21 protein-coding genes are annotated in these 16,141 nt (G+C 69.6%); 12 read left to right on the top strand and 9 right to left on the bottom strand.

The window, feature by feature from the left end:
• The first annotated feature begins 28 nt into the window (after positions 1-28).
• The 3 genes from MQH10_RS06640 to MQH10_RS06650 all read left to right on the top strand — a co-directional run bounded on the left by MQH10_RS06640 (position 29) and on the right by MQH10_RS06650 (position 1,248).
• The gene (locus MQH10_RS06640; RefSeq protein WP_242563280.1) at positions 29-556 is read left to right on the top strand and encodes a YdcF family protein; all 528 of its coding nucleotides are present in this window, start codon (positions 29-31) and stop codon (positions 554-556) included.
• A gap of 78 nt (positions 557-634) precedes the next feature.
• Positions 635-1,108: a hypothetical protein gene (locus tag MQH10_RS06645; RefSeq protein ID WP_242563281.1), complete on the top strand. Its 474-nt coding sequence runs from the start codon at positions 635-637 to the stop codon at positions 1,106-1,108.
• On the top strand, positions 1,105-1,248 hold the full coding sequence (locus MQH10_RS06650) for a hypothetical protein (RefSeq protein ID WP_242563282.1): 144 nt from the start codon (positions 1,105-1,107) through the stop codon (positions 1,246-1,248). Before MQH10_RS06645 ends, MQH10_RS06650 begins: the two co-directional genes overlap by 4 nt.
• Here MQH10_RS06650 and MQH10_RS06655 read toward each other — a convergent pair.
• From MQH10_RS06655 to MQH10_RS06665, 3 genes are read right to left on the bottom strand one after another with little or no spacing between them, the layout of a single operon-like run.
• On the bottom strand, positions 1,245-2,180 hold the full coding sequence (locus MQH10_RS06655) for a chromate transporter (protein WP_242563283.1): 936 nt from the start codon (positions 2,178-2,180) through the stop codon (positions 1,245-1,247). The two genes, MQH10_RS06650 and MQH10_RS06655, sit on opposite strands and share 4 nt — an antisense overlap.
• Positions 2,177-2,626 (bottom strand): chromate transporter, encoded by a 450-nt coding sequence (locus MQH10_RS27240; protein ID WP_242563284.1) that lies wholly within the window; start codon positions 2,624-2,626, stop codon positions 2,177-2,179. Before MQH10_RS27240 ends, MQH10_RS06655 begins: the two co-directional genes overlap by 4 nt.
• Positions 2,627-2,642: 16 nt before the next feature.
• A complete protein-coding gene (locus tag MQH10_RS06665) occupies positions 2,643-3,542 on the bottom strand; it encodes a DsbA family protein (RefSeq protein WP_242563285.1) in 900 nt (299 codons plus the stop codon).
• Between the two features lie 138 nt (positions 3,543-3,680).
• Here MQH10_RS06665 and MQH10_RS06670 point away from each other — a divergent pair, with 138 nt between their 5' ends.
• Both MQH10_RS06670 and MQH10_RS06675 read left to right on the top strand, forming a co-directional pair.
• Positions 3,681-4,151 (top strand): low affinity iron permease family protein, encoded by a 471-nt coding sequence (locus MQH10_RS06670; RefSeq protein ID WP_242563286.1) that lies wholly within the window; start codon positions 3,681-3,683, stop codon positions 4,149-4,151.
• Positions 4,148-4,711, top strand: a complete 564-nt coding sequence (locus MQH10_RS06675) for a DUF1003 domain-containing protein (RefSeq protein WP_242563287.1) — start codon at positions 4,148-4,150, stop codon at positions 4,709-4,711. The genes MQH10_RS06670 and MQH10_RS06675 overlap by 4 nt, the downstream gene beginning before the upstream one ends.
• On the opposite strand, the gene modC is transcribed toward MQH10_RS06675, so the two are convergent.
• From modC to modA, 3 genes are read right to left on the bottom strand one after another with little or no spacing between them, the layout of a single operon-like run.
• Positions 4,702-5,559 carry a molybdenum ABC transporter ATP-binding protein gene (modC, locus tag MQH10_RS06680; RefSeq protein WP_242563288.1) on the bottom strand — a complete coding sequence of 286 codons (858 nt, stop codon included), beginning with the start codon at positions 5,557-5,559 and terminating at the stop codon, positions 4,702-4,704. The genes MQH10_RS06675 and modC overlap by 10 nt on opposite strands.
• Entirely contained in the window at positions 5,556-6,221 is a 666-nt protein-coding gene (gene modB / locus MQH10_RS06685) for a molybdate ABC transporter permease subunit (RefSeq protein WP_242563289.1), read from the bottom strand. The genes modC and modB overlap by 4 nt, the downstream gene beginning before the upstream one ends.
• 3 nt (positions 6,222-6,224) lie before the next feature.
• Positions 6,225-6,983, bottom strand: coding sequence for a molybdate ABC transporter substrate-binding protein (gene modA, locus MQH10_RS06690; RefSeq protein WP_242563290.1), 759 nt, complete (start codon positions 6,981-6,983; stop codon positions 6,225-6,227).
• A 179-nt stretch (positions 6,984-7,162) separates the two neighbouring features.
• Here modA and MQH10_RS06695 point away from each other — a divergent pair, with 179 nt between their 5' ends.
• Complete coding sequence (locus tag MQH10_RS06695) at positions 7,163-7,954, top strand: TOBE domain-containing protein (RefSeq protein ID WP_242563291.1); 792 nt, start codon at positions 7,163-7,165, stop codon at positions 7,952-7,954.
• 60 nt (positions 7,955-8,014) lie between these two features.
• Here MQH10_RS06695 and MQH10_RS06700 read toward each other — a convergent pair whose 3' ends face one another.
• Entirely contained in the window at positions 8,015-8,197 is a 183-nt protein-coding gene (locus MQH10_RS06700; protein WP_242563292.1) for a YegP family protein, read from the bottom strand.
• A gap of 430 nt (positions 8,198-8,627) precedes the next feature.
• On the opposite strand from MQH10_RS06700, the gene MQH10_RS26720 reads away from it, so the two are divergent.
• Positions 8,628-9,968: a tyrosine-type recombinase/integrase gene (locus MQH10_RS26720; RefSeq protein ID WP_242563293.1), complete on the top strand. Its 1,341-nt coding sequence runs from the start codon at positions 8,628-8,630 to the stop codon at positions 9,966-9,968.
• A gap of 9 nt (positions 9,969-9,977) precedes the next feature.
• On the opposite strand, the gene MQH10_RS06710 is transcribed toward MQH10_RS26720, so the two are convergent.
• Positions 9,978-10,352 carry a helix-turn-helix transcriptional regulator gene (locus tag MQH10_RS06710; protein ID WP_242563294.1) on the bottom strand — a complete coding sequence of 125 codons (375 nt, stop codon included), beginning with the start codon at positions 10,350-10,352 and terminating at the stop codon, positions 9,978-9,980.
• Positions 10,353-10,599: 247 nt separating this feature from the next.
• Here MQH10_RS06710 and MQH10_RS06715 point away from each other — a divergent pair, with 247 nt between their 5' ends.
• Together MQH10_RS06715 and MQH10_RS06720 are read left to right on the top strand one after the other, a co-directional pair.
• Positions 10,600-11,004 (top strand): hypothetical protein, encoded by a 405-nt coding sequence (locus MQH10_RS06715; protein WP_242563295.1) that lies wholly within the window; start codon positions 10,600-10,602, stop codon positions 11,002-11,004.
• Positions 11,005-11,148: 144 nt separating this feature from the next.
• A complete protein-coding gene (locus MQH10_RS06720; RefSeq protein ID WP_242563296.1) occupies positions 11,149-11,895 on the top strand; it encodes an ORF6N domain-containing protein in 747 nt (248 codons plus the stop codon).
• A 23-nt stretch (positions 11,896-11,918) separates the two neighbouring features.
• On the opposite strand, the gene MQH10_RS06725 is transcribed toward MQH10_RS06720, so the two are convergent.
• Positions 11,919-12,275 (bottom strand): hypothetical protein, encoded by a 357-nt coding sequence (locus MQH10_RS06725; protein WP_242563297.1) that lies wholly within the window; start codon positions 12,273-12,275, stop codon positions 11,919-11,921.
• Positions 12,276-12,696: 421 nt separating this feature from the next.
• Here MQH10_RS06725 and MQH10_RS06730 point away from each other — a divergent pair, with 421 nt between their 5' ends.
• From MQH10_RS06730 to MQH10_RS06740, 3 genes are all read left to right on the top strand, one after another.
• A complete protein-coding gene (locus MQH10_RS06730) occupies positions 12,697-13,362 on the top strand; it encodes a GntR family transcriptional regulator (protein ID WP_242563298.1) in 666 nt (221 codons plus the stop codon).
• Between the two features lie 250 nt (positions 13,363-13,612).
• Positions 13,613-14,251 carry a lasso peptide biosynthesis B2 protein gene (locus tag MQH10_RS06735; protein WP_242563299.1) on the top strand — a complete coding sequence of 213 codons (639 nt, stop codon included), beginning with the start codon at positions 13,613-13,615 and terminating at the stop codon, positions 14,249-14,251.
• Between the two features lie 149 nt (positions 14,252-14,400).
• Positions 14,401-16,035 (top strand): asparagine synthase-related protein, encoded by a 1,635-nt coding sequence (locus tag MQH10_RS06740; protein ID WP_242563300.1) that lies wholly within the window; start codon positions 14,401-14,403, stop codon positions 16,033-16,035.
• Positions 16,036-16,141: the final 106 nt, after the last annotated feature.

Below are 16,141 nucleotides of genomic sequence, written 5' to 3' on the forward strand. Positions count from 1 at the left end.
CGTCGCCGGGCGGAGCCATTCTGGCGCCATGACCCGGGCCATCGTCATTTTCGGCGCCGCCGTCCGCCCGGACGGTCAGGCCAGCCCCAGCCTCGCCCGGCGGGTGCGCTACGCCGTGGCCGCCGCGCGCGCCGCGCCGGAGAGCCCGATCTTCTGCAGCGGCGGGGTGGGGCGGTTCGGCCCCTCCGAGGCCTCGCTGATGGCCGACCTGCTGGCGCGGGCCGAGATCCCGGCCGGGCGGATCGTGCTGGACGAGGACAGCCGCGACACCCTGGAGAACGTCATCGCCGCCAGCCGCTTCATTCGCGCGGAGGGCCTGGCCGGGGCGGTGGCCTGCACCGACAGCTATCATCTGCCCCGCGTGCGCATGCTGTTTCGCGCCCTGGAGATCGACGCCGAGAGCGGACCGGTGAGCGCGGGGCGGGTCGGGACGCGGCGCGGCTATTGGCTGGGCATGCACGCCCGCGAGGTCGTCGCCTATCCCTATGACCTGGCTGTGGTGATGTGGCGGCGGCGCGAACTGCTGACCCTGACGGGCGCCGCGCGTCCAGATTGAACCCCTGGTGGCTTGCCTTCCGCCACGCGCAGGGAGGAACCTGCGCCCTGGACGGAACCGCCGTCCGCCGGAGCCCGCATGCCGCTCATGACCCGCCCCCTGCCGTCCGTGATCGCCCTGGCCGCGATCCTGGCCGCCTGGGCGTCGCCCATGGCCGCGGCGCCGCACGTCTGGACCACCGAGGACGCCATGGGCCGCGCCCAGCCGATCACCCGGCTTCTGCAGTACGAGGGCGCTCCTCAGCATCAGACGGTGCGGATCGACGGGCGGGTGATGCGGGTGGTGGTGCATCCCCGCGACCCCAATCTGCTGGTCCAGCGCAATGCGGGCGCGGCTCTGCTGCAGGGGGCGTCCGAGGGAATGAGCCTGGGGCTGGTTCCTTCGGCCCTGGGCGAGGACGCCTATCGCCGCGCCGCCGAGGCGGTGGCCCTGCCGGCCGGATGCCGCATCACCGAGCTGCGCCCACTTGACGGCCGGGTCAGCTGGGAAGCCACCTATGTCTGCCCGCCCGGCGTCGCGCTGAGACCCAATCCCCGGAGGCCCCGCCCATGATCACCCTCATCGCCTTCGCGGTCGGATACGCCGCCACCCTGGCCGTCGACCTGGCCCTGATCATCGCAGGCGCGGCGTTCGCGGCCGAGGCCCTGTGGTGGGGGCTTCGCCGCCGTCTGCGCGGGACGCGGCGGGCCTAGAGGCCCGTCAGCAGCAGGCCGGCGATGGCGCAGCCGATCAGGGTGGGCAGCATGCCCGCCTTGAACCTCAGCATGGCCAGCATGGCGATCGCCGCCAGCAGCAGGGCCCGAAGGTCGATCGAGGCCAGCACGGGCAGGTCCGGTCCGACCCCGAACAGGGTCCAGGCGTGGGACTGGCGGAACAGGGTGTGCAGGGCGAACCAGACCGCGAGGTTGGCGATCACCCCCACCACCGCCGCAGTGATGGCGGCCAGAGCCCCGGAGAGCGCGCGGTTGCCGCGCAGCTGCTCCACATAAGGGCCGCCCAGGAAGATCCACAGGAAGGAGGGGGCGAAGGTGACCCAGGTGGTCAGGACCGCGCCCAGCACGCCGGCCCACAGCGGATCGAGCCCTCCGGCGTGCCGATAGGCGGCCAGGAAGCCCACGAACTGCAAGACCATGATCAGCGGGCCGGGCGTGGTCTCGGCCAGGCCCAGGCCGTCGGCCATCTCGCCCGGCGTCATCCAGTGGAAGGTCTGGACCGCCGCCTGGGCCACATAGCTCAGCACCGCATAGGCGCCGCCGAAGGTGACGACCCCCATGGTCGAGAAGAAGCCGGCGATCCGGGTCCAGACGCTGTCAGGGCCCAGGCCGAGCCAGAGCAGGAGGAGCGGCGCGAGCCACACGGTCAGCCAGACGCCCAGCACCTTCAGGCTGCGCCCCCGGCTCGGGCGGGTGTGGTCGAGCTCGCCGCGGGCGAACATGGCGTCGATGATCCCGGTCTCCGGCGCGTTCGGGTCGCCCTCCGCCCCGTGCCCGCCGGCGCCGGCGAACAGGCCGGGCCTGCGGCGCTCGCCGACAAAGCCGATCAGGCCCGCCGCCAGGACGATGACCGGGAAGGGCACCTGCAGCAGCCAGATCGCCAGGAAGGCGGCGACGGCCAGGCCGATCATGATCGGGTCTTCAGCGCGCGCTTGCCGATCCGCAGGATCGCCTCGGTCACCACGGCCAGCACGGCGGCCTTCACCCCGAAGAACAGGCCGGCGACCAGGGGGGCGTGTCCGTAGAGGGCGTAGACGATGCTGAGGCCCAGCATAACGACGGCGCCCGGCAGGACGAACAGGAGGCCTGCGACGAGGCCGCCCAGGGTCCTGTGCATCAGCCAGCCGATATAGGTGGCCAGCTGCTGGGCCTCGGGACCGGGCAGCAGCATGCAGTAGTTGAGCGCATGCAGGAACCGCCGCTCGCCGATCCAGCGGCGCTCCTCGACCAGCATCCTGTGCATCAGGGCGATCTGGCCGGCCGGGCCGCCGAAGGAGAGCAGGCCGATCTTCAGCCAGACCCAGAAGGCGTCCTTCAGCCGGGGCGGCCGGGCGGCGTCGAGGGCGTCGTCGGTCATGCCCGGATCTTGCCGATCAGGCCTCGGCCTTGGCCGCAAGACCGCGGGCCTTGGCCTCCTGAGCGGAATAATAGACGACCCCGTCGCCCCAATCGTGGGCCACCGCGTCGGCGGGCGGCCGGGCGTCGGGGCCGCAGAGCACCTCCAGCTCCTTGGCGGTCAGCATGCCCCAGCGGGCGAAGGCCTGGTCGGGCGTCGGATCGGGGCGCGGATCGGCGGTGGCGCCGGGCAGGGCCGCCTCCAGGCCGGCGACATATTCCTCATACGAAACCCAGCCGGCCACGGTGTGCTCGCCGCCGGGGCCGCGGAAGATCACCGTGGGCAGGGCGTAGCGGTCATGGCCTTCCGAATGCTTCAGCTCGCCGTTCATCGGGCTGTCGTGCTTGAGGTTGCGCACGAAGTCGTTGGGCTCGCGGGTCTCGCGCCAGTCGGCCTGATAGGCGGCGGCGACCTCCGGACGGGCCTGGTCTTCGCGCCAGCGGGCGTGGTCGAGGCCGGCGACCCCCACCGTGGCGGCGTCGAATTCGTCCGGCGTCTGGGGCCCGATCCCGTCGATGAAGATGCGTTCGCGGAAGCGGCGCAGGACGGCGTCGGCGACGGCCTGACCCTGCAGCTCGGCGGCCTTCACCGCCAGGCCGGCCGGATCGGTCGACTGCAGCATGAGGCGCATGGGGTTGGGATAGGGCATGTCGGTCAGCCGCCAGACCCGTTTCCAATAGGCGCGCATGGGCTCGGCGGCGCTGACCCGGTCCCAGTCGTCCTTGCCGGTGGCGGCGTTGCCGACCAGTCCGCCCATCACCTTGCGCCAGGCGATATGGTGGCCGTGACGCCAGTCCAGCTTGCGCAGCAGGGGCTCGGCGCCCCAGGCGGTGGAGCAGACGCAGTCGGTGTATTCGACGGCTTCGACCTTGGTCATGGGGGCCTCCCTGGCGTGTTTCGGCCATGGTGCGGCGCGCGGGGCCTCCCGGCAAGCCGCTTGGCGCGGGGCGGCCGGAGGAACAGGCGCAGGGGCCCGGCGTTTGAGGAGCCTCTCCCGCAAAGGCTGCCCTGCGACATGGACAAGCTGTTCGCCCGCTTCGCCACCGCCACCGCCCGGATCACCGGCAGTCCGATGGCCTTCCTCATCTGCGTCGCCACCGTCGTGATCTGGGCCGCTTCAGGCCCCGGGTTCAAGTTCTCCGAGACCTGGCAGCTGGTGATCAACACCGGCACCACCATCGTCACCTTCCTGATGGTGTTCCTGATCCAGAACACCCAGAACCGTGACGGCGCGGCGATCCAGACCAAGCTCGACGAGCTGATCCGCGCCTCCGACGCCGAGAACGCGTTCATGGGCATCGAAAAGCTCACCGACCGCGAGCTGGAGGTGCTGCACGCCCGTTGCGCCAAGGCCGCGGCGCGCAGCCAGGCCCTGCTGGACAAGGCCGAGGCCGAGCGGAAGTCGAGGGCCAGGCCGAAGCCCCAATCAAAGCCTAAGCCCCGGGCCGCCAAGCCGAAGACCCGCGCCGCCGCGGCGCGCGGATGAGCTCCCGCCCCAATCCCCAGGAAGAACTCGCCAAGGCCGCGACCCAATCGATCGACGAACTGGCCGAGTTCCATCTGGAGCACTATCGCCACGCGACGCCCCTGCAGCGGGCGATCGACGGGGTGACGGAACGCCTCGGGCGGCCGGGCGTGGTCATCGCCCTGTTCGCCCTGATCGGCGTCTGGATCGCGTTCGCCGCGGTCAGCGGTGACGGCCGGGTGGACCAGCCGTCCTTCGCCTGGCTGGAGCTGGCGGCCACGCTCGCCGCCCTGCTGGTGGCCCTGCTGATCCTGGTGACCCAGAGGCGGGAGGACCAGCTGGCGGAACGCCGCTCGCAGCTGACCCTCGAACTGGCCCTGCTGGCCGACAAGCGCAGCGCCAAGATCATCGCCCTGCTGGAGGAGCTGCGCCGCGATCACCCCGATCTGGCCGACCGCCTGGACGCGGAATCCGAGGAAATGGCCGCCCCGACCGATCCGCATCAGGTGATCGCCGCCATCGACGCCCGCGCGACGCCGGAGCGGGCGGAAAAGCCGGATCGGTCGCCGGATCAGGATTGATCGGCAGGCCGGACTGCAGGGTCCGGCGCGGCGGGCAGCGGCGCCAGCCCGGCCTGCAGGGCGGCCACGGTGAGGCCGGCCACGGCCGGGGCGAGGCCCTCCGCCTGTAGGGCGGCGACGAGGGCGTCCGGTCCGATCTGCAGCAGACGGGCCTGAAGCGCTGCGGCGGCCGGGTCGGCCCTCGCCGGGGACAGGTCGACGGTCTGACTTGCCCGGCCCTCGGCCATGACCACCATGCGGTCGCCGAGGCGGCGGGCCTCGGCGGGATCGTGGGTCACATAGATCACCGGGATGGCCAGCTCGGCGTGAAGCCGTTCGAGATAGGGCAGGACCTCGGCCTTGCGCGCCTGGTCGAGGCTGGCCAGGGGCTCGTCCATCAGCAGCAGGCGGGGTTGGGAGAGCAGGGCCCGGCCGATCGCCACGCGCTGGCGCTCGCCGCCGGACAGCCGCGCGGCGCCGCGATCCAGCAGGGGGGCGAGGCCCAGCAGCTCGACGATCTGGTCGAGCGCGATCGGCGTGTCGCCCTGGGCCCGGTGGTGGCCGAACATCAGGTTCCGACGCACCGACAGGTGGGGCAGGAGGCTGGCTTCTTGGAAGACATAGCCGATCGGCCGGCGATGGGTCGGCAGGAACCGGCCCTCGTCCTGCCAGGTCTCGCCGGCCACGACGAGGCGGCCGGGCAGGCGCTCGAGCCCCGCCATGCAACGCAGGACGGACGTCTTGCCGCAGCCCGAGGGGCCGAACAGCACGGTCACGCCGGAGGCCGGGACGTCCAGGGTGAAGTCCAGGGTGAAGCCGCCGAGCCGCCCCCTGAAGGCGGCCTCTATGCGCGGGGTGTCGGCTGTCATGGCCGCAGCCGTCCGGCGCGGCGCTCGATCAGGAGCAGGCTGAGCATGACCGCGAAGGCGAAGGCCAGCAGCATTGCGGCCAGCTGATGGGCCTTGTCCCATTCCAGGGCCTCGACCGCCTTGTAGATCTCGATCGACAGCACCTCGGTCTGGCCGGGAATGCCGCCGCCCAGCATCAGCACCACCCCGAGCTCGCCGATGGTGTGGGCGAAGGTCAGGATGGCCGCGACCAGGAATCCCGGGCGGGCGAGCGGCAGGGCGACAGAGACGAAAGTGTCCAGTGGCGAGGCGCGCAGGGTGGCGGCGACCTCGAAGGGGCGCTCGCCGATGGCCTCGAAGGCGTTGCGGATCGGGGTGACGGCGAAGGGCAGGGAATAGATCACCGAGCCGATCACCAGCCCCTCGAAGGTGAAGGCGAGCGTGCGGATCCCGAAGGCCTGGAACGGGATCATCAGCGGGCTGCGGGGCCCGAGCGCCAGCAACAGATAGAAGCCCAGCACCGTGGGTGGCAGGACGATCGGCAGGGAGACCAGCGCCCCGATGATCTCCTTCCACCAGGCCTTCTGCCGCGCCAGCCACCAGGCGAGCGGCGTCGCCAGGACGAGCAGGACGAGGGTGGTGACGCCCGCCAGCCTGAGGGTCAGCCAGAGAACCTCGGCCATGCCTCAGCGGACCTCGTAGCCGTAGCGGCGGATGGTGGTCTTGGCCTCGGGGCCTTTCAGGAACTGCAGAAAGGCCTTGGCGGCGGGATTGTCGGCGCCGGTCTTGAGCAGGACGGCCTGCTGGTCGATCGGGGTGTGGTCGGCGACGGGCACGAGCCAGCGGGAGCCGTCCGGGCGGTTGACCACCTGCGACAGGGCGACGAAGCCGAGCTCGGCCGCGCCGGTGTCGATGAACTGATAGGTCTGGGTGATCGAGGTTCCGGTCACAAGCTTTGGGGTCAGCTGGTCGTACAGGCCAAGCTTCTTCAGGGTCTCGACCGCGGCCAGACCATAGGGCGCCGCCTTGGGGTCGGCGATGGCGATCTTCTGGAAGCCGCCCTTGGCCAGGACCGCGCCCTTGGCGTCGACCAGGCCGGGGGTCCTGCTCCATAGCACCAGCCGGCCGGTGGCGTAGGAGAAGCGCGTGCCGGGGACCGCCAGGCCGTCGGCCTCGGCCTTCTGAGGCCGCTCGACATCGGCCGACAGGAAGACCTCGAAGGGCGCGCCATTGGCGATCTGGGCGTAGAACTGGCCGGAGGAGCCGAAGCTGAGGCTCGCCTTGTGGCCGGTCCTGGCCTCGAACTTCGCCGCGATCTCCTTGGCCGGCTCGGTGAAATTGGCGGCCACCGCGATCCGGGTCTCGGCGGCCAGGGCCTGGGCGGCGGTGGCGAGCGCGGCGAAGCCGCCGACCAGAGCGGCGAGCATGGCGCGGCGTGAAGTCATCTGGCGTCCCCCGATCCGACTCCGCGGCGCGATCGGCGCCGCTCAGAAGGGATATGTAGCGTGACTGAATAACGCTTGCCATGGGTTCGTCGCCGAAGGCGTCAAAACAGGCTCGACGCTCGGCCCGGCTTGGGGGAGGGTCGGCGGCGCGGGCGAAGCCGGGAAGGGATCTGTTCGACATGGCGGCCGAAGGCGATCTCAGCGCCTCCCTGACCTTCCGGCGCGGCGCGGCGCGGGTGGGGCTGGAGCGCGTCGCCCTGCTGGAGGCGATCGGCGAACTGGGCTCGATCAGCGGCGCGGCCAAGCGCCATGGCCTGAGCTACAAGGGCGCCTGGGACGTGGTGCAGGCGCTGAACAACCTGTTCGACGGCCCGCTGGTCGACGCCGCACCGGGCGGCCGCTCGGGGGGAACCGCGGTCGTGACCCCGCGCGGCCAGGCGGTGATCGCGGCCTTCCGCCGGGTGCGCAGCGAGATCGAGGCCACGCTCGCCAAGCTGGAGAGCCACGCGGCCGCCGGGCCGACGGATGATCTGTTCTGGAGCCTGGGCATGCGGACGAGCGCGCGAAACGCCCTGAGGGGCGTCGTCACCCACATCACGCCAGGCGCGGTCAATGCCGAGGTGACCCTGGCGGTGGCGGAAGGCGTGGCGATCACCGCCACCCTGACCCAGCGCAGCGTCGAGGATCTGGGCCTCACGGTCGGCGCGTCGGCCATCGCGCTCATCAAGGCGAGCTTCATCATCCTGGCCCGCGGCGAGGGCCTGCGCACCTCGGCGCGCAATCAGATCCCGGGCGTCGTCGCCGCCCGCGAGGACGGCGAGACCTCAAGCGAGATCGCCGTCGACATCGGCGGCGCCAAGACCCTGGTCGCCACCCTGACCCGCGACAGCGCCGACGCTCTGGACCTCGCGCCCGGCGTGGCGGTCACGGCGCTGATCAAGGCGCCGCACGTGATCCTGGCGGTGGAGTAGGCTGGCGGTCCGTCTGGGCGCGAGAAAGCGCCCCCGCCTCGCGGCGGGGGCGATGTCGTGTCAGGCGTCGCTATTGTCTTCCGTGGGCGCGGTCGGCCCGTTCTTCTGGATGCTCTCGATGGCGTTCTTGGCGGAGGCCTTGGAGGCATAGCCCTCCGTGGAGAAAATCGTCTCGGAATTGTACTTGAAGCGCACCCGGTACTCGCCGGCCTTGTCCTTGTAGATTTCGAACTTGTGAGCCACGACCGTTCTCCATTTTCAATTCAAGGGACTGCCGGGCGAAGGCTCACCAAATGCCCCGCGCGGTCAAGCGGCCCGCCATGGCGCTCTGCCCCAAATTGGTCGGCGCTGGATTCGGCGCGGCCCGCGGACTTGGGCGCGGCAGCACGCATGATCGCATGGCGCGGGTGGCTTTTGGCGGCTGGGGCGGCATCCGATCAGGGGGCTAACCGCCTGAAAGGAATGGTGGATGCGACAGGGATTGAACCTGTGACCCCCTCGGTGTGAAGCAGCCCAGATGCTGTTTCATCCGTTTTCAGGATGTTTCTAAGCATCTGATTTCAAACAAAACTCTTCCTCATTCGGTTTCATCTGGTATCTTCGGTTTCGCGCGGATTGCCCCCAATTCGCCCCCCTAAACCTGGAACATTTGAACTGAACGAGGAGGTCACTCGTGCCCGCCGCCCTCAAGACCGACCGGGACGTCTATGCCCTGAAACCTCAGGCGCTGCGCTATGAGCGCGCCGTCAGCAAGGCCCGGGGCCTGTCGCTCTTGGTCTACCCGAATGGCTGCAAGACCTTCGTCGCGCGCTATGTCGGCGATGGCGGTGCGCGGCGCAGGCTTCCCCTGGGCGACTTTCCAGGCCTCGCGATCGCCGAGGCCCGGCTGAAGGCCGCGGCCCTGTGGCTAGAAGTGTCGGCCGGAGGCGATCCAGCCGCGGACCGCGCCATCGTCCGCGCGGAGGCGCGGATGGGAGAGCGCCTGGAGGATCTCGCCGATGGCTACTGGAAGGCCGCCGCCATTGGCCTGCATGGGGGGCGCAAGCGGCCCCTGCGCGCGGAGACCCTGGAGCGCCAATTGGGCCTGTGGAAGCGCCACGTCCAGCCCGCGCTGGGCGAGCGACGGTTCCGGGATCTGCGGCGGGCGGATATTCGCGGCTTCATGCAGGGCTTCGTGGTCGAAGGCCGTCTCAGCCCGTCCTCCATCGCCAGCATCGGCGATGTGCTGCGCGCGCTCTACGCCTACGCGCTTCACGAGGACCTGGTGGAGGCCAACCCCACCCTGGGCCTCACCCGACCGATCACGCCGCAGTCCCGGACGCGAATGCTATCCGACGAGGCGCTGGCGGCGATCCTGGAGAGCCTGGTCGACGCGTCGGACCCTCAAGGCGGACGCGAGGATCCCTACGCCCGGATGGGCCCGCACATGGCGCTCGGCCTGCGCTTCCTGATCCTGACCTTGACCCGGCGCACTGAAGCCGCCGGCGGTCATTGGCGGGAGATCGATCGCGCCGCGAAGACCTGGACCATCCCGGGGACGCGCACCAAGAACGGCCGCGCCCATGTCGTGCCGCTGTCGCCGCAAGCCTTGCAGGTGCTCGACATGGCGCAGACCCTGCCGGGCGCCTCACAAGATGGCTATCTCTTCCCGTCGCCCTCTGACCCTCGTGAACATCTCGATCCGCATGCGGTGACCCGGGCGGTCAATCGGATTTGCACGCGGCTTAAGCTGCCGCCGGCCTCGCCCCACGACGTCCGCAGGACCGGGGCGACGACCTTGACCGGCGAGCGATACGGCATCCGCCGGTTCATCGTCGGCAAGGTCCTGGGCCACACCTCCAATGACGGTCCGGCGGTGACGTCGATCTACGATCGAAACGAGTATCTGCCGGACAAGCGCCTGGCCCTGGAGGCCTGGGGCCGCCATGTGGCTGGCCTCATGCCACCGGATGGAGAGAGGGCGCCACGCCCAGCTCAGGCCGGCCGTCGCCTGAGGCTCGTGCATAGCGTCTGATCGCGCCCGTCAACGCAGGGGCTCGTCGTCCTGGGCCCGTGGGGGCGGCGGGTAGGGGCGGAAGCCTGGATATCGTCGCTTTGCGGGCCGTGGTTTCGGCAGGCTGGCGACGGTGGGCGCCCAGCTGGCTGAGCGCGGGGGCCGGCCAGGAGGCAACGCCTCCACATGTCCAACGGCCTCAAGCCGACCTTGCCAAGCTGCGATGTCGGACGCCTTCCAGGCCTTGCGACCTGGGCTGACCTGGACCGGGGCCGGGAGCCACCCGTCGCGAACGCCGCGCCAGGCGGTGGTGCGGCTGATGCCGCCGAACAGCGGCTGAACGTCATGCCAGCCGAGATAGCGCTCCAGGACAGTTCTGGGATCGTCCCGCACCAATGACCGCATGCGCCTGCTCCTTGATCCTTACGATTGTCATTGCGGGTCGCGAACGGAAGCCGCTTCTCAGGCCAAGCGCGCTCGTTCGCAGGTGCGCGTGCAATTCGGCGGGTCGCCCTGGCTTGGACCTCTGGTGTCCGATGGCGGCCGTCGGGCATGGCGACCGGTCGGCGTGGCCCTTGGTCGCCGGGGGGCTCACTTTCGCCGGTGCGAGAATCGTTGCTCGCTGACCGACGTCTAGGGTGGGAGCGGCGCAATGAACACGGATGGATCCTTCGAGATCGTTCGGCTGGTCGGGGCGGAAATCGACGATCAGGCGATCGTCGAGATCTCCAGCCTGGTCAGCGGCAAGTCCGATGGCTCTGTGGTCAGTCCGGCTTGGTTGATACGGCTCGCGGCCGAGGGACCGCTCTTCGTTGCGCGGCGTCCGTGCGGCGCGCAGCCGGAGATCATCGCGATGGCTGGGCTGTCGCCCGACCCCAGTCCTACGGAGCGGGGCCGCGAAATCGTGGCCCTCGATCCGAACCATGCTGGGGCGGAACTCGAATCCGCATTACGTGCGGCGCTCATCGCGCAGGCGGCGTCGAGCTCCCGGTTTCCCGGTCGACATCGGGCGCCGTTTGCACCGGCCGAGCTCAGATCAGCGACGTCGCGCAGCTAGAGGCTCTGGGACGGGACAGCCTTCGGGGCGCGTCGAGCCCACGACCGAGCGAAGCCATTCGCACTATGGCGTGGAAACGTCGGCGCGTTCGCCGCGCACCTTCCCACTATCCTGCCAGCTCAAGTGTCATTGAACGGAGCGGCGATGTTCGACCTTGCCTTGGTCCGGGGGTGTCGCGTCATTCTCGACGTCCAGCTCGCCGCCATGTTCGCGGTTCCCACCAAGCGCCTCAATGAACAGGTGAAGCGCAATGCGTCGCGGTTCAGCGACTGGGCGTTTCAACTGACCGACGCCGAACTGGCGGACTTGAGGTCGCAATCTGCGACCTCAAGCTTGGGGTGGGGTGGCCGGCGCTCCCGCCCGTGGGTCTTCACCGAACATGGGGTCGTCATGGCGGCCACCGTGCTCAACTCCGACACGGCGGTGCTTGCGGTGCGTCTCGTGGTCGATGCGTTCGTCAGCGCCCGACTTCGCGGCTCCGGACCGCCCTCGGCTCTGGCCGCCACTCCAGGCCTAGTCTCCCCCAACGCCTTGGGGTCCCGACTCCAGCGGGCGCTGGACGCCCTTCTCGACACTGTGGTGGATCAGCGGCGCGAGATCACGGTGCGGGAGGAGGCGCAGGCCTTGATCGCCAGCTCCATCCAGCACCTGAAGGATCGGCTCAGCCGCGCCGGCCTCGAGAATGAGGAAGTCGCCGCCCGCGCCGCCAAGCTCCTGGCTGAGGCGGAGGCGACCAAGGCGGTCGCGGCCAAGACCAGCGCCGAGGCCGGCGAGATCGAGCTTCGGACCCTGGCGCGAAAGCTGCGGCTGATCATCGAGGCCGAACGCGCCATGGCGCAGGACGACCTGGGCGAATTCCTGCGGGTGCTGGAAGACCTGGGCCGGCCATGAGTGGGTTGGCATGGACGCGCGCATCACGACGGCCCGGGTTTGCGGGGCAGTTTGGCCGCATGGTCCTGCAGCCAGTCCTGGGCGGATCGTCGCTGGGCTTCGTCGCGCAGCCCACCCAGAGCCTCCTCGAAGGCGCCGATCAAGGTCTGGGCGTCCAGGGTCGAGATCGCGTCGCCGGCGGTCGCGTCGAAGTCCCGGAGCGCCATGATCAGGATGGTCATCAGCTTGTTGTTGGCGCAGCGGATGGCGAACTGCGGCGAGCCGATCCACAGGGCCACCAAGATGGCGAACCCGTCGCTGGCGGTGGCGTCGGCGAAGGCCATGACCCGATCGACATTGAGCCGACCGGCGCCGGACTCGAAGTGCTCGTAGCTTCGCATCTGCAAGCCCAGGGCCTGGCCAGTTCAGGCGGGCGTTTGCCACGGAAGCGCCGAAGAGTGCGCAGGGCCAGGGACAGGATCTTCGACGGCGGGTGAGGGGTGTCTGGCATGCGATCACCGCGAAACAACTCTGAGGTGCTGATTCCCGTGATGTGATCCAGAAGCCGGACGTGTGCAAGTCCGAGTTGAAATCGAATTAAGCAAACGCGCGCCGAGAATGACCTGGAAACGGTATACCCAGGTGTCTATTCCGCAAATAATTTGCGGAAGTCCGCAAGATGTTTGCGGTGATCTTCTCAGTTATCTGCGGTATACGTCAAAACTTCTGACGGATGGCGCAGCGCGCGAATTCTACCCTTGAGGGTGCTCTAAATAACTCGCACCATGTGGCCGATTTGTCGGTTTTGCTGCGAGTTGTCCGATGCCCAACGCCCAGAATCCTCCCGCCGATCTCCAGGCCTTCATCCGCGATCGGTTGCGACAGCCGGGCTATGCCAATGGCGCCGCCTTTCCGATCGTCGATCTGGCCCGGGAACTCGGCTTGAGCCAGACCCCAGTGCGAGAAGCCCTGGCCCACCTGGCCGGCGAGGGCCTGATCGAAGAACGGCGCGGGCTGGGCTATTTCGCCCCGACCCTGGATCGGGACCGTCTGCTGGAGCTGCACGACCTCCAGCGCCTCTATGTGACGACTGCGATCTCAGCGCTGCCGTCGCTTCCGCCTGCGAAGGCTGCCGGGTCGCTGGCCCGCCGGTTGGCGTCCTTGCCGCGGGAGGCCACGCCCGCGACGGACGATGGCTGCGCCCCCGTGGACGTCCTCTGCACGGACATCGTCGCTCTGGCCGGCAATGGCGCGCTAGTCATCGCTCACCGGCGGGTCACCGCCCAGATCGCGCCGGCGCGCCGCGCCGAGGTCGAAGCCTTCGGCAGCCCGCACGCCCTGCTGAAGAGCCTGGCCCAACATGTGGACCGCCGCGATATGGTCGGCGCCGCCGAGGTGGTGTCCGCTCTGATGGCCTGGTCGGTCGAGCGCTTGGCGACGTGGTTCGCCGACTTCGGATCGCGGCGTGAAAGTATATTCTGGATATAGTTTGAATAGACGAAGCTGCGGATCTTCAATCCGGACGTCGCCGATCTGGCGATGTCAACAAACGGATAGGAGTTTTCCATGTCCAAGACGCCTCAACTGAAGCTCGTCCGGCTCGGCTCCGCCAAGGTCCTGACCCGCGGCGCGATCTCCGGGGTCAAGGAAGAGCTGCAAGGCGGCTACTTCCCCGCCGGCTGACGGCCGAAGGGCGCCGGCTCCGGCCGGCGCCCGTTGCCGATCCTGCGGAGCCCCCATGGCCTGGCGTCTCGCCCCCCATTGCCGCGCCGCCGTCAGCGGCGGCGACCTGGTCCTGCTCGATCTGCGTAGCGGCGACTACGCCTGCGTTCCGCGCGGCGGCGCGGTCCTGGCCCCCGGCGATGGAGGCTGCGCCTTCGCGGCCGCCGACACGGACCTCCTTGCCGCGCTCAGCGCCGAGGGCCTGGTGGTGGAGGGCGTCGGACATATTCCGGCGATCCTCAGTCCGCAGCGGTCGCTGGAAACGGCGATCGGCCGCACGACGCTCCGCCAGCGCTTGCGCCTGGCCTGGGCGCTGGTCGATCTGCTGGTGCATTTCCACGGTCGGACCTTCCCGCACCTGATCGGCTCTGTGCGCCGACGGCGCCGCCATGGCGAGGCGCAGCCGATCGAACGGGTATCCGGCGAGGTCGGGGCGTTCCTCACCTTGTTGCCCTGGGTCCCGTTCCAGGGGGTCTGCCTCTACAGGTCCTACCTGCTTCTGCGCATGTTGCACCATGCCGGCCTGGAGGCGACCTGGGTGTTCGGGGTCCGCACCTGGCCCTTCGAGGCCCATTGCTGGCTGCAGGTCGGCGACCTGGTGCTGGATGACCACCTCGATCATGTCGCGGGCTACGCCCCGATCCTGGCGGTCTGACCACCATGCGCGGGTTCGTCAGCCTGGCCTGGACCCCAGCGTGCGAGGTGACCGGGCGCCGGCTTCTCCAACACATCTCAGCCTCGACCGGTTGGCGCCTGGCCTTTGATCGGGTCGAAGCCCACGTCCTCGTCCCGCCGGATGGGGCGATGCCCATCTGGCCGCTTGCCGAGGGCCGCGGCGTGGTGGTGGGCGACCTGTTTCGCCGAGGCCAGGTCGAAGGCCTCGACCCGGCCGAGGTAGCGGGCATCGCCAATGTCTCGGTCCTGGAGGTGGCCCGCATCCTGATGCGCGGTCACTGGGGGCGATATGTCGCCCTGCTGCGCGATCACGACGGCGCGCCGGCCATGTTCCGCGATCCGTCCGGGGCCCTGGATTGCGTGACCTGGGCGATCGACGGGATGCGGATCTGCGCCTCGCATCTGCCGCCCGGCCTGCTGGAGGCCGCAGGCCCTAGCCTCAGCCTGGACTGGGACCGGATCGCGCTCCTGCTCTCGGATCCGGGCCGGGTCGGCGGGGCCTTGGCCCTTGGCGGCCTGGAGCCGGTGGCGCCCGGCGCCCTTTGGCGACCGGAGGGGGTGGAACAGCTCTGGTCGCCCGCGACCTTCGCCGCGCGCCCGGTCCGTTCGCAGGATGAGGCGAGGGAAGGGCTTGTCCGGGCCATCGACGCCTGCGTCGGCGCCTATGCTACGCGAGGCGCGCCAATCCTGGCGGAGATCTCCGGAGGCCTGGATTCGGCCATCGTCGCCGCGGCTGTCCGACGGGTTCCGCAGGCCAAGGTGGTCGCCTGGCTGAACTACTTCGCCGAGGATCCGTGGGGCGACGAGCGGGCCTATGCGCTGGCCATCGCCGAGCGGCTCGACCTCTCCCTGATCGAGGCGCGAGTCTCGGACCTAGCCGTCGATCCCTTGCAGTTTGGTCCTGCGGTCGAATCCCATCGGCCCTGCTTCTATGGTCTCGACGCCGGCTACGATCTCGATGTCTCGGCCCGCGGCCAGGCGGCGGGCGCCCGGATGATGCTGACAGGCGCCGGCGGCGACATCCTGTTCTACCAACAGCCCACCGTCATGGTGGCGGTGGACCACGTCCGCGCCCACGGGCTTGCCGCCTTTGCCTCGCCTGTGCCCCTGGCCGTGGCTCGCTGGACCAAGTCCTCGGTCTGGTCGGTGTGGCGACAGATGGCCTCGCGACGCAGCGACGTCCGCGCTCTGACGGCGATGGAGCCCGCCGCCTTCATTGTCGCGCCGCCCACCCTGCCAGCCTCGGATCATCCCTGGCTTTCCGACCTGGCGACTCTGCCGCCGGCCAAACAGGCGCAGGTGCTCAACCTGACGGCCGCGGCGATGTATGGCGGTGACTGTCGCCATGCCCGCGCGCTGAACTGTGTCCACCCGCTGCTCTCCCAGCCGGTCATCGAACAGTGCCTGTCGATCCCCGCCGACCTGCTGACCCAGGGCTTTCGCGATCGGGCCCTGGCGCGCACGGCCTTCGCCGATCGCCTGCCTGCCCTGGTAATCTCCCGGCGGTCCAAGGGCGATCTCACCGCCATGTATGGGCGGCGCCTGGCCGCGGGGCTCAAGGCGCTGCGGCCGCACCTCCTGGACGGCCTCCTGGTCGAGCGGGGTCTGATTGATCGAAGTGTTCTCGACGCCATGCTCGATCCCGATCAACTGGTCTGGCAGGGCGGCTATGGCCACATCCTCTATGCGGCGTTCCTAGAGGCCTGGGTGCGGAATTGGCAAAGCCGGTTGGCCAACCTGACCCTTAGGTGGTGTGCTCATTAGCGAGAGGCGGACGGTCCGAATTTCCGCCAAGGGTGGGGAGCGGACATTAGGCTCCTGGCATCGGGACCCCTGTCGTCGCGGCCCTTTGACCTGCACACTGTCGTCC

The organism is Phenylobacterium aquaticum (assembly GCF_022695515.1).
Taxonomy (GTDB): Bacteria; Pseudomonadota; Alphaproteobacteria; order Caulobacterales; family Caulobacteraceae; genus Phenylobacterium; species Phenylobacterium aquaticum.

What these genes read in the sequence shown, in the direction of transcription:
- MQH10_RS06640 (WP_242563280.1), top strand. Translation starts at nt 29, where the DNA reads ATGACCCGGGCCATCGTCATTTTCGGCGCCGCCGTCCGCCCGGACGGT.
- MQH10_RS06645 (WP_242563281.1), top strand. Translation starts at nt 635, where the DNA reads ATGCCGCTCATGACCCGCCCCCTGCCGTCCGTGATCGCCCTGGCCGCG.
- MQH10_RS06650 (WP_242563282.1), top strand. Translation starts at nt 1,105, where the DNA reads ATGATCACCCTCATCGCCTTCGCGGTCGGATACGCCGCCACCCTGGCC.
- MQH10_RS06655 (WP_242563283.1), bottom strand. Translation starts at nt 2,180, where the DNA reads ATGATCGGCCTGGCCGTCGCCGCCTTCCTGGCGATCTGGCTGCTGCAG.
- MQH10_RS27240 (WP_242563284.1), bottom strand. Translation starts at nt 2,626, where the DNA reads ATGACCGACGACGCCCTCGACGCCGCCCGGCCGCCCCGGCTGAAGGAC.
- MQH10_RS06665 (WP_242563285.1), bottom strand. Translation starts at nt 3,542, where the DNA reads ATGACCAAGGTCGAAGCCGTCGAATACACCGACTGCGTCTGCTCCACC.
- MQH10_RS06670 (WP_242563286.1), top strand. Translation starts at nt 3,681, where the DNA reads ATGGACAAGCTGTTCGCCCGCTTCGCCACCGCCACCGCCCGGATCACC.
- MQH10_RS06675 (WP_242563287.1), top strand. Translation starts at nt 4,148, where the DNA reads ATGAGCTCCCGCCCCAATCCCCAGGAAGAACTCGCCAAGGCCGCGACC.
- modC (WP_242563288.1), bottom strand. Translation starts at nt 5,559, where the DNA reads ATGACAGCCGACACCCCGCGCATAGAGGCCGCCTTCAGGGGGCGGCTC.
- modB (WP_242563289.1), bottom strand. Translation starts at nt 6,221, where the DNA reads ATGGCCGAGGTTCTCTGGCTGACCCTCAGGCTGGCGGGCGTCACCACC.
- modA (WP_242563290.1), bottom strand. Translation starts at nt 6,983, where the DNA reads ATGACTTCACGCCGCGCCATGCTCGCCGCTCTGGTCGGCGGCTTCGCC.
- MQH10_RS06695 (WP_242563291.1), top strand. Translation starts at nt 7,163, where the DNA reads ATGGCGGCCGAAGGCGATCTCAGCGCCTCCCTGACCTTCCGGCGCGGC.
- MQH10_RS06710 (WP_242563294.1), bottom strand. Translation starts at nt 10,352, where the DNA reads ATGCGGTCATTGGTGCGGGACGATCCCAGAACTGTCCTGGAGCGCTAT.
- MQH10_RS06715 (WP_242563295.1), top strand. Translation starts at nt 10,600, where the DNA reads ATGAACACGGATGGATCCTTCGAGATCGTTCGGCTGGTCGGGGCGGAA.
- MQH10_RS06720 (WP_242563296.1), top strand. Translation starts at nt 11,149, where the DNA reads ATGTTCGACCTTGCCTTGGTCCGGGGGTGTCGCGTCATTCTCGACGTC.
- MQH10_RS06725 (WP_242563297.1), bottom strand. Translation starts at nt 12,275, where the DNA reads ATGCGAAGCTACGAGCACTTCGAGTCCGGCGCCGGTCGGCTCAATGTC.
- MQH10_RS06730 (WP_242563298.1), top strand. Translation starts at nt 12,697, where the DNA reads ATGCCCAACGCCCAGAATCCTCCCGCCGATCTCCAGGCCTTCATCCGC.
- MQH10_RS06735 (WP_242563299.1), top strand. Translation starts at nt 13,613, where the DNA reads ATGGCCTGGCGTCTCGCCCCCCATTGCCGCGCCGCCGTCAGCGGCGGC.
- MQH10_RS06740 (WP_242563300.1), top strand. Translation starts at nt 14,401, where the DNA reads ATGCCCATCTGGCCGCTTGCCGAGGGCCGCGGCGTGGTGGTGGGCGAC.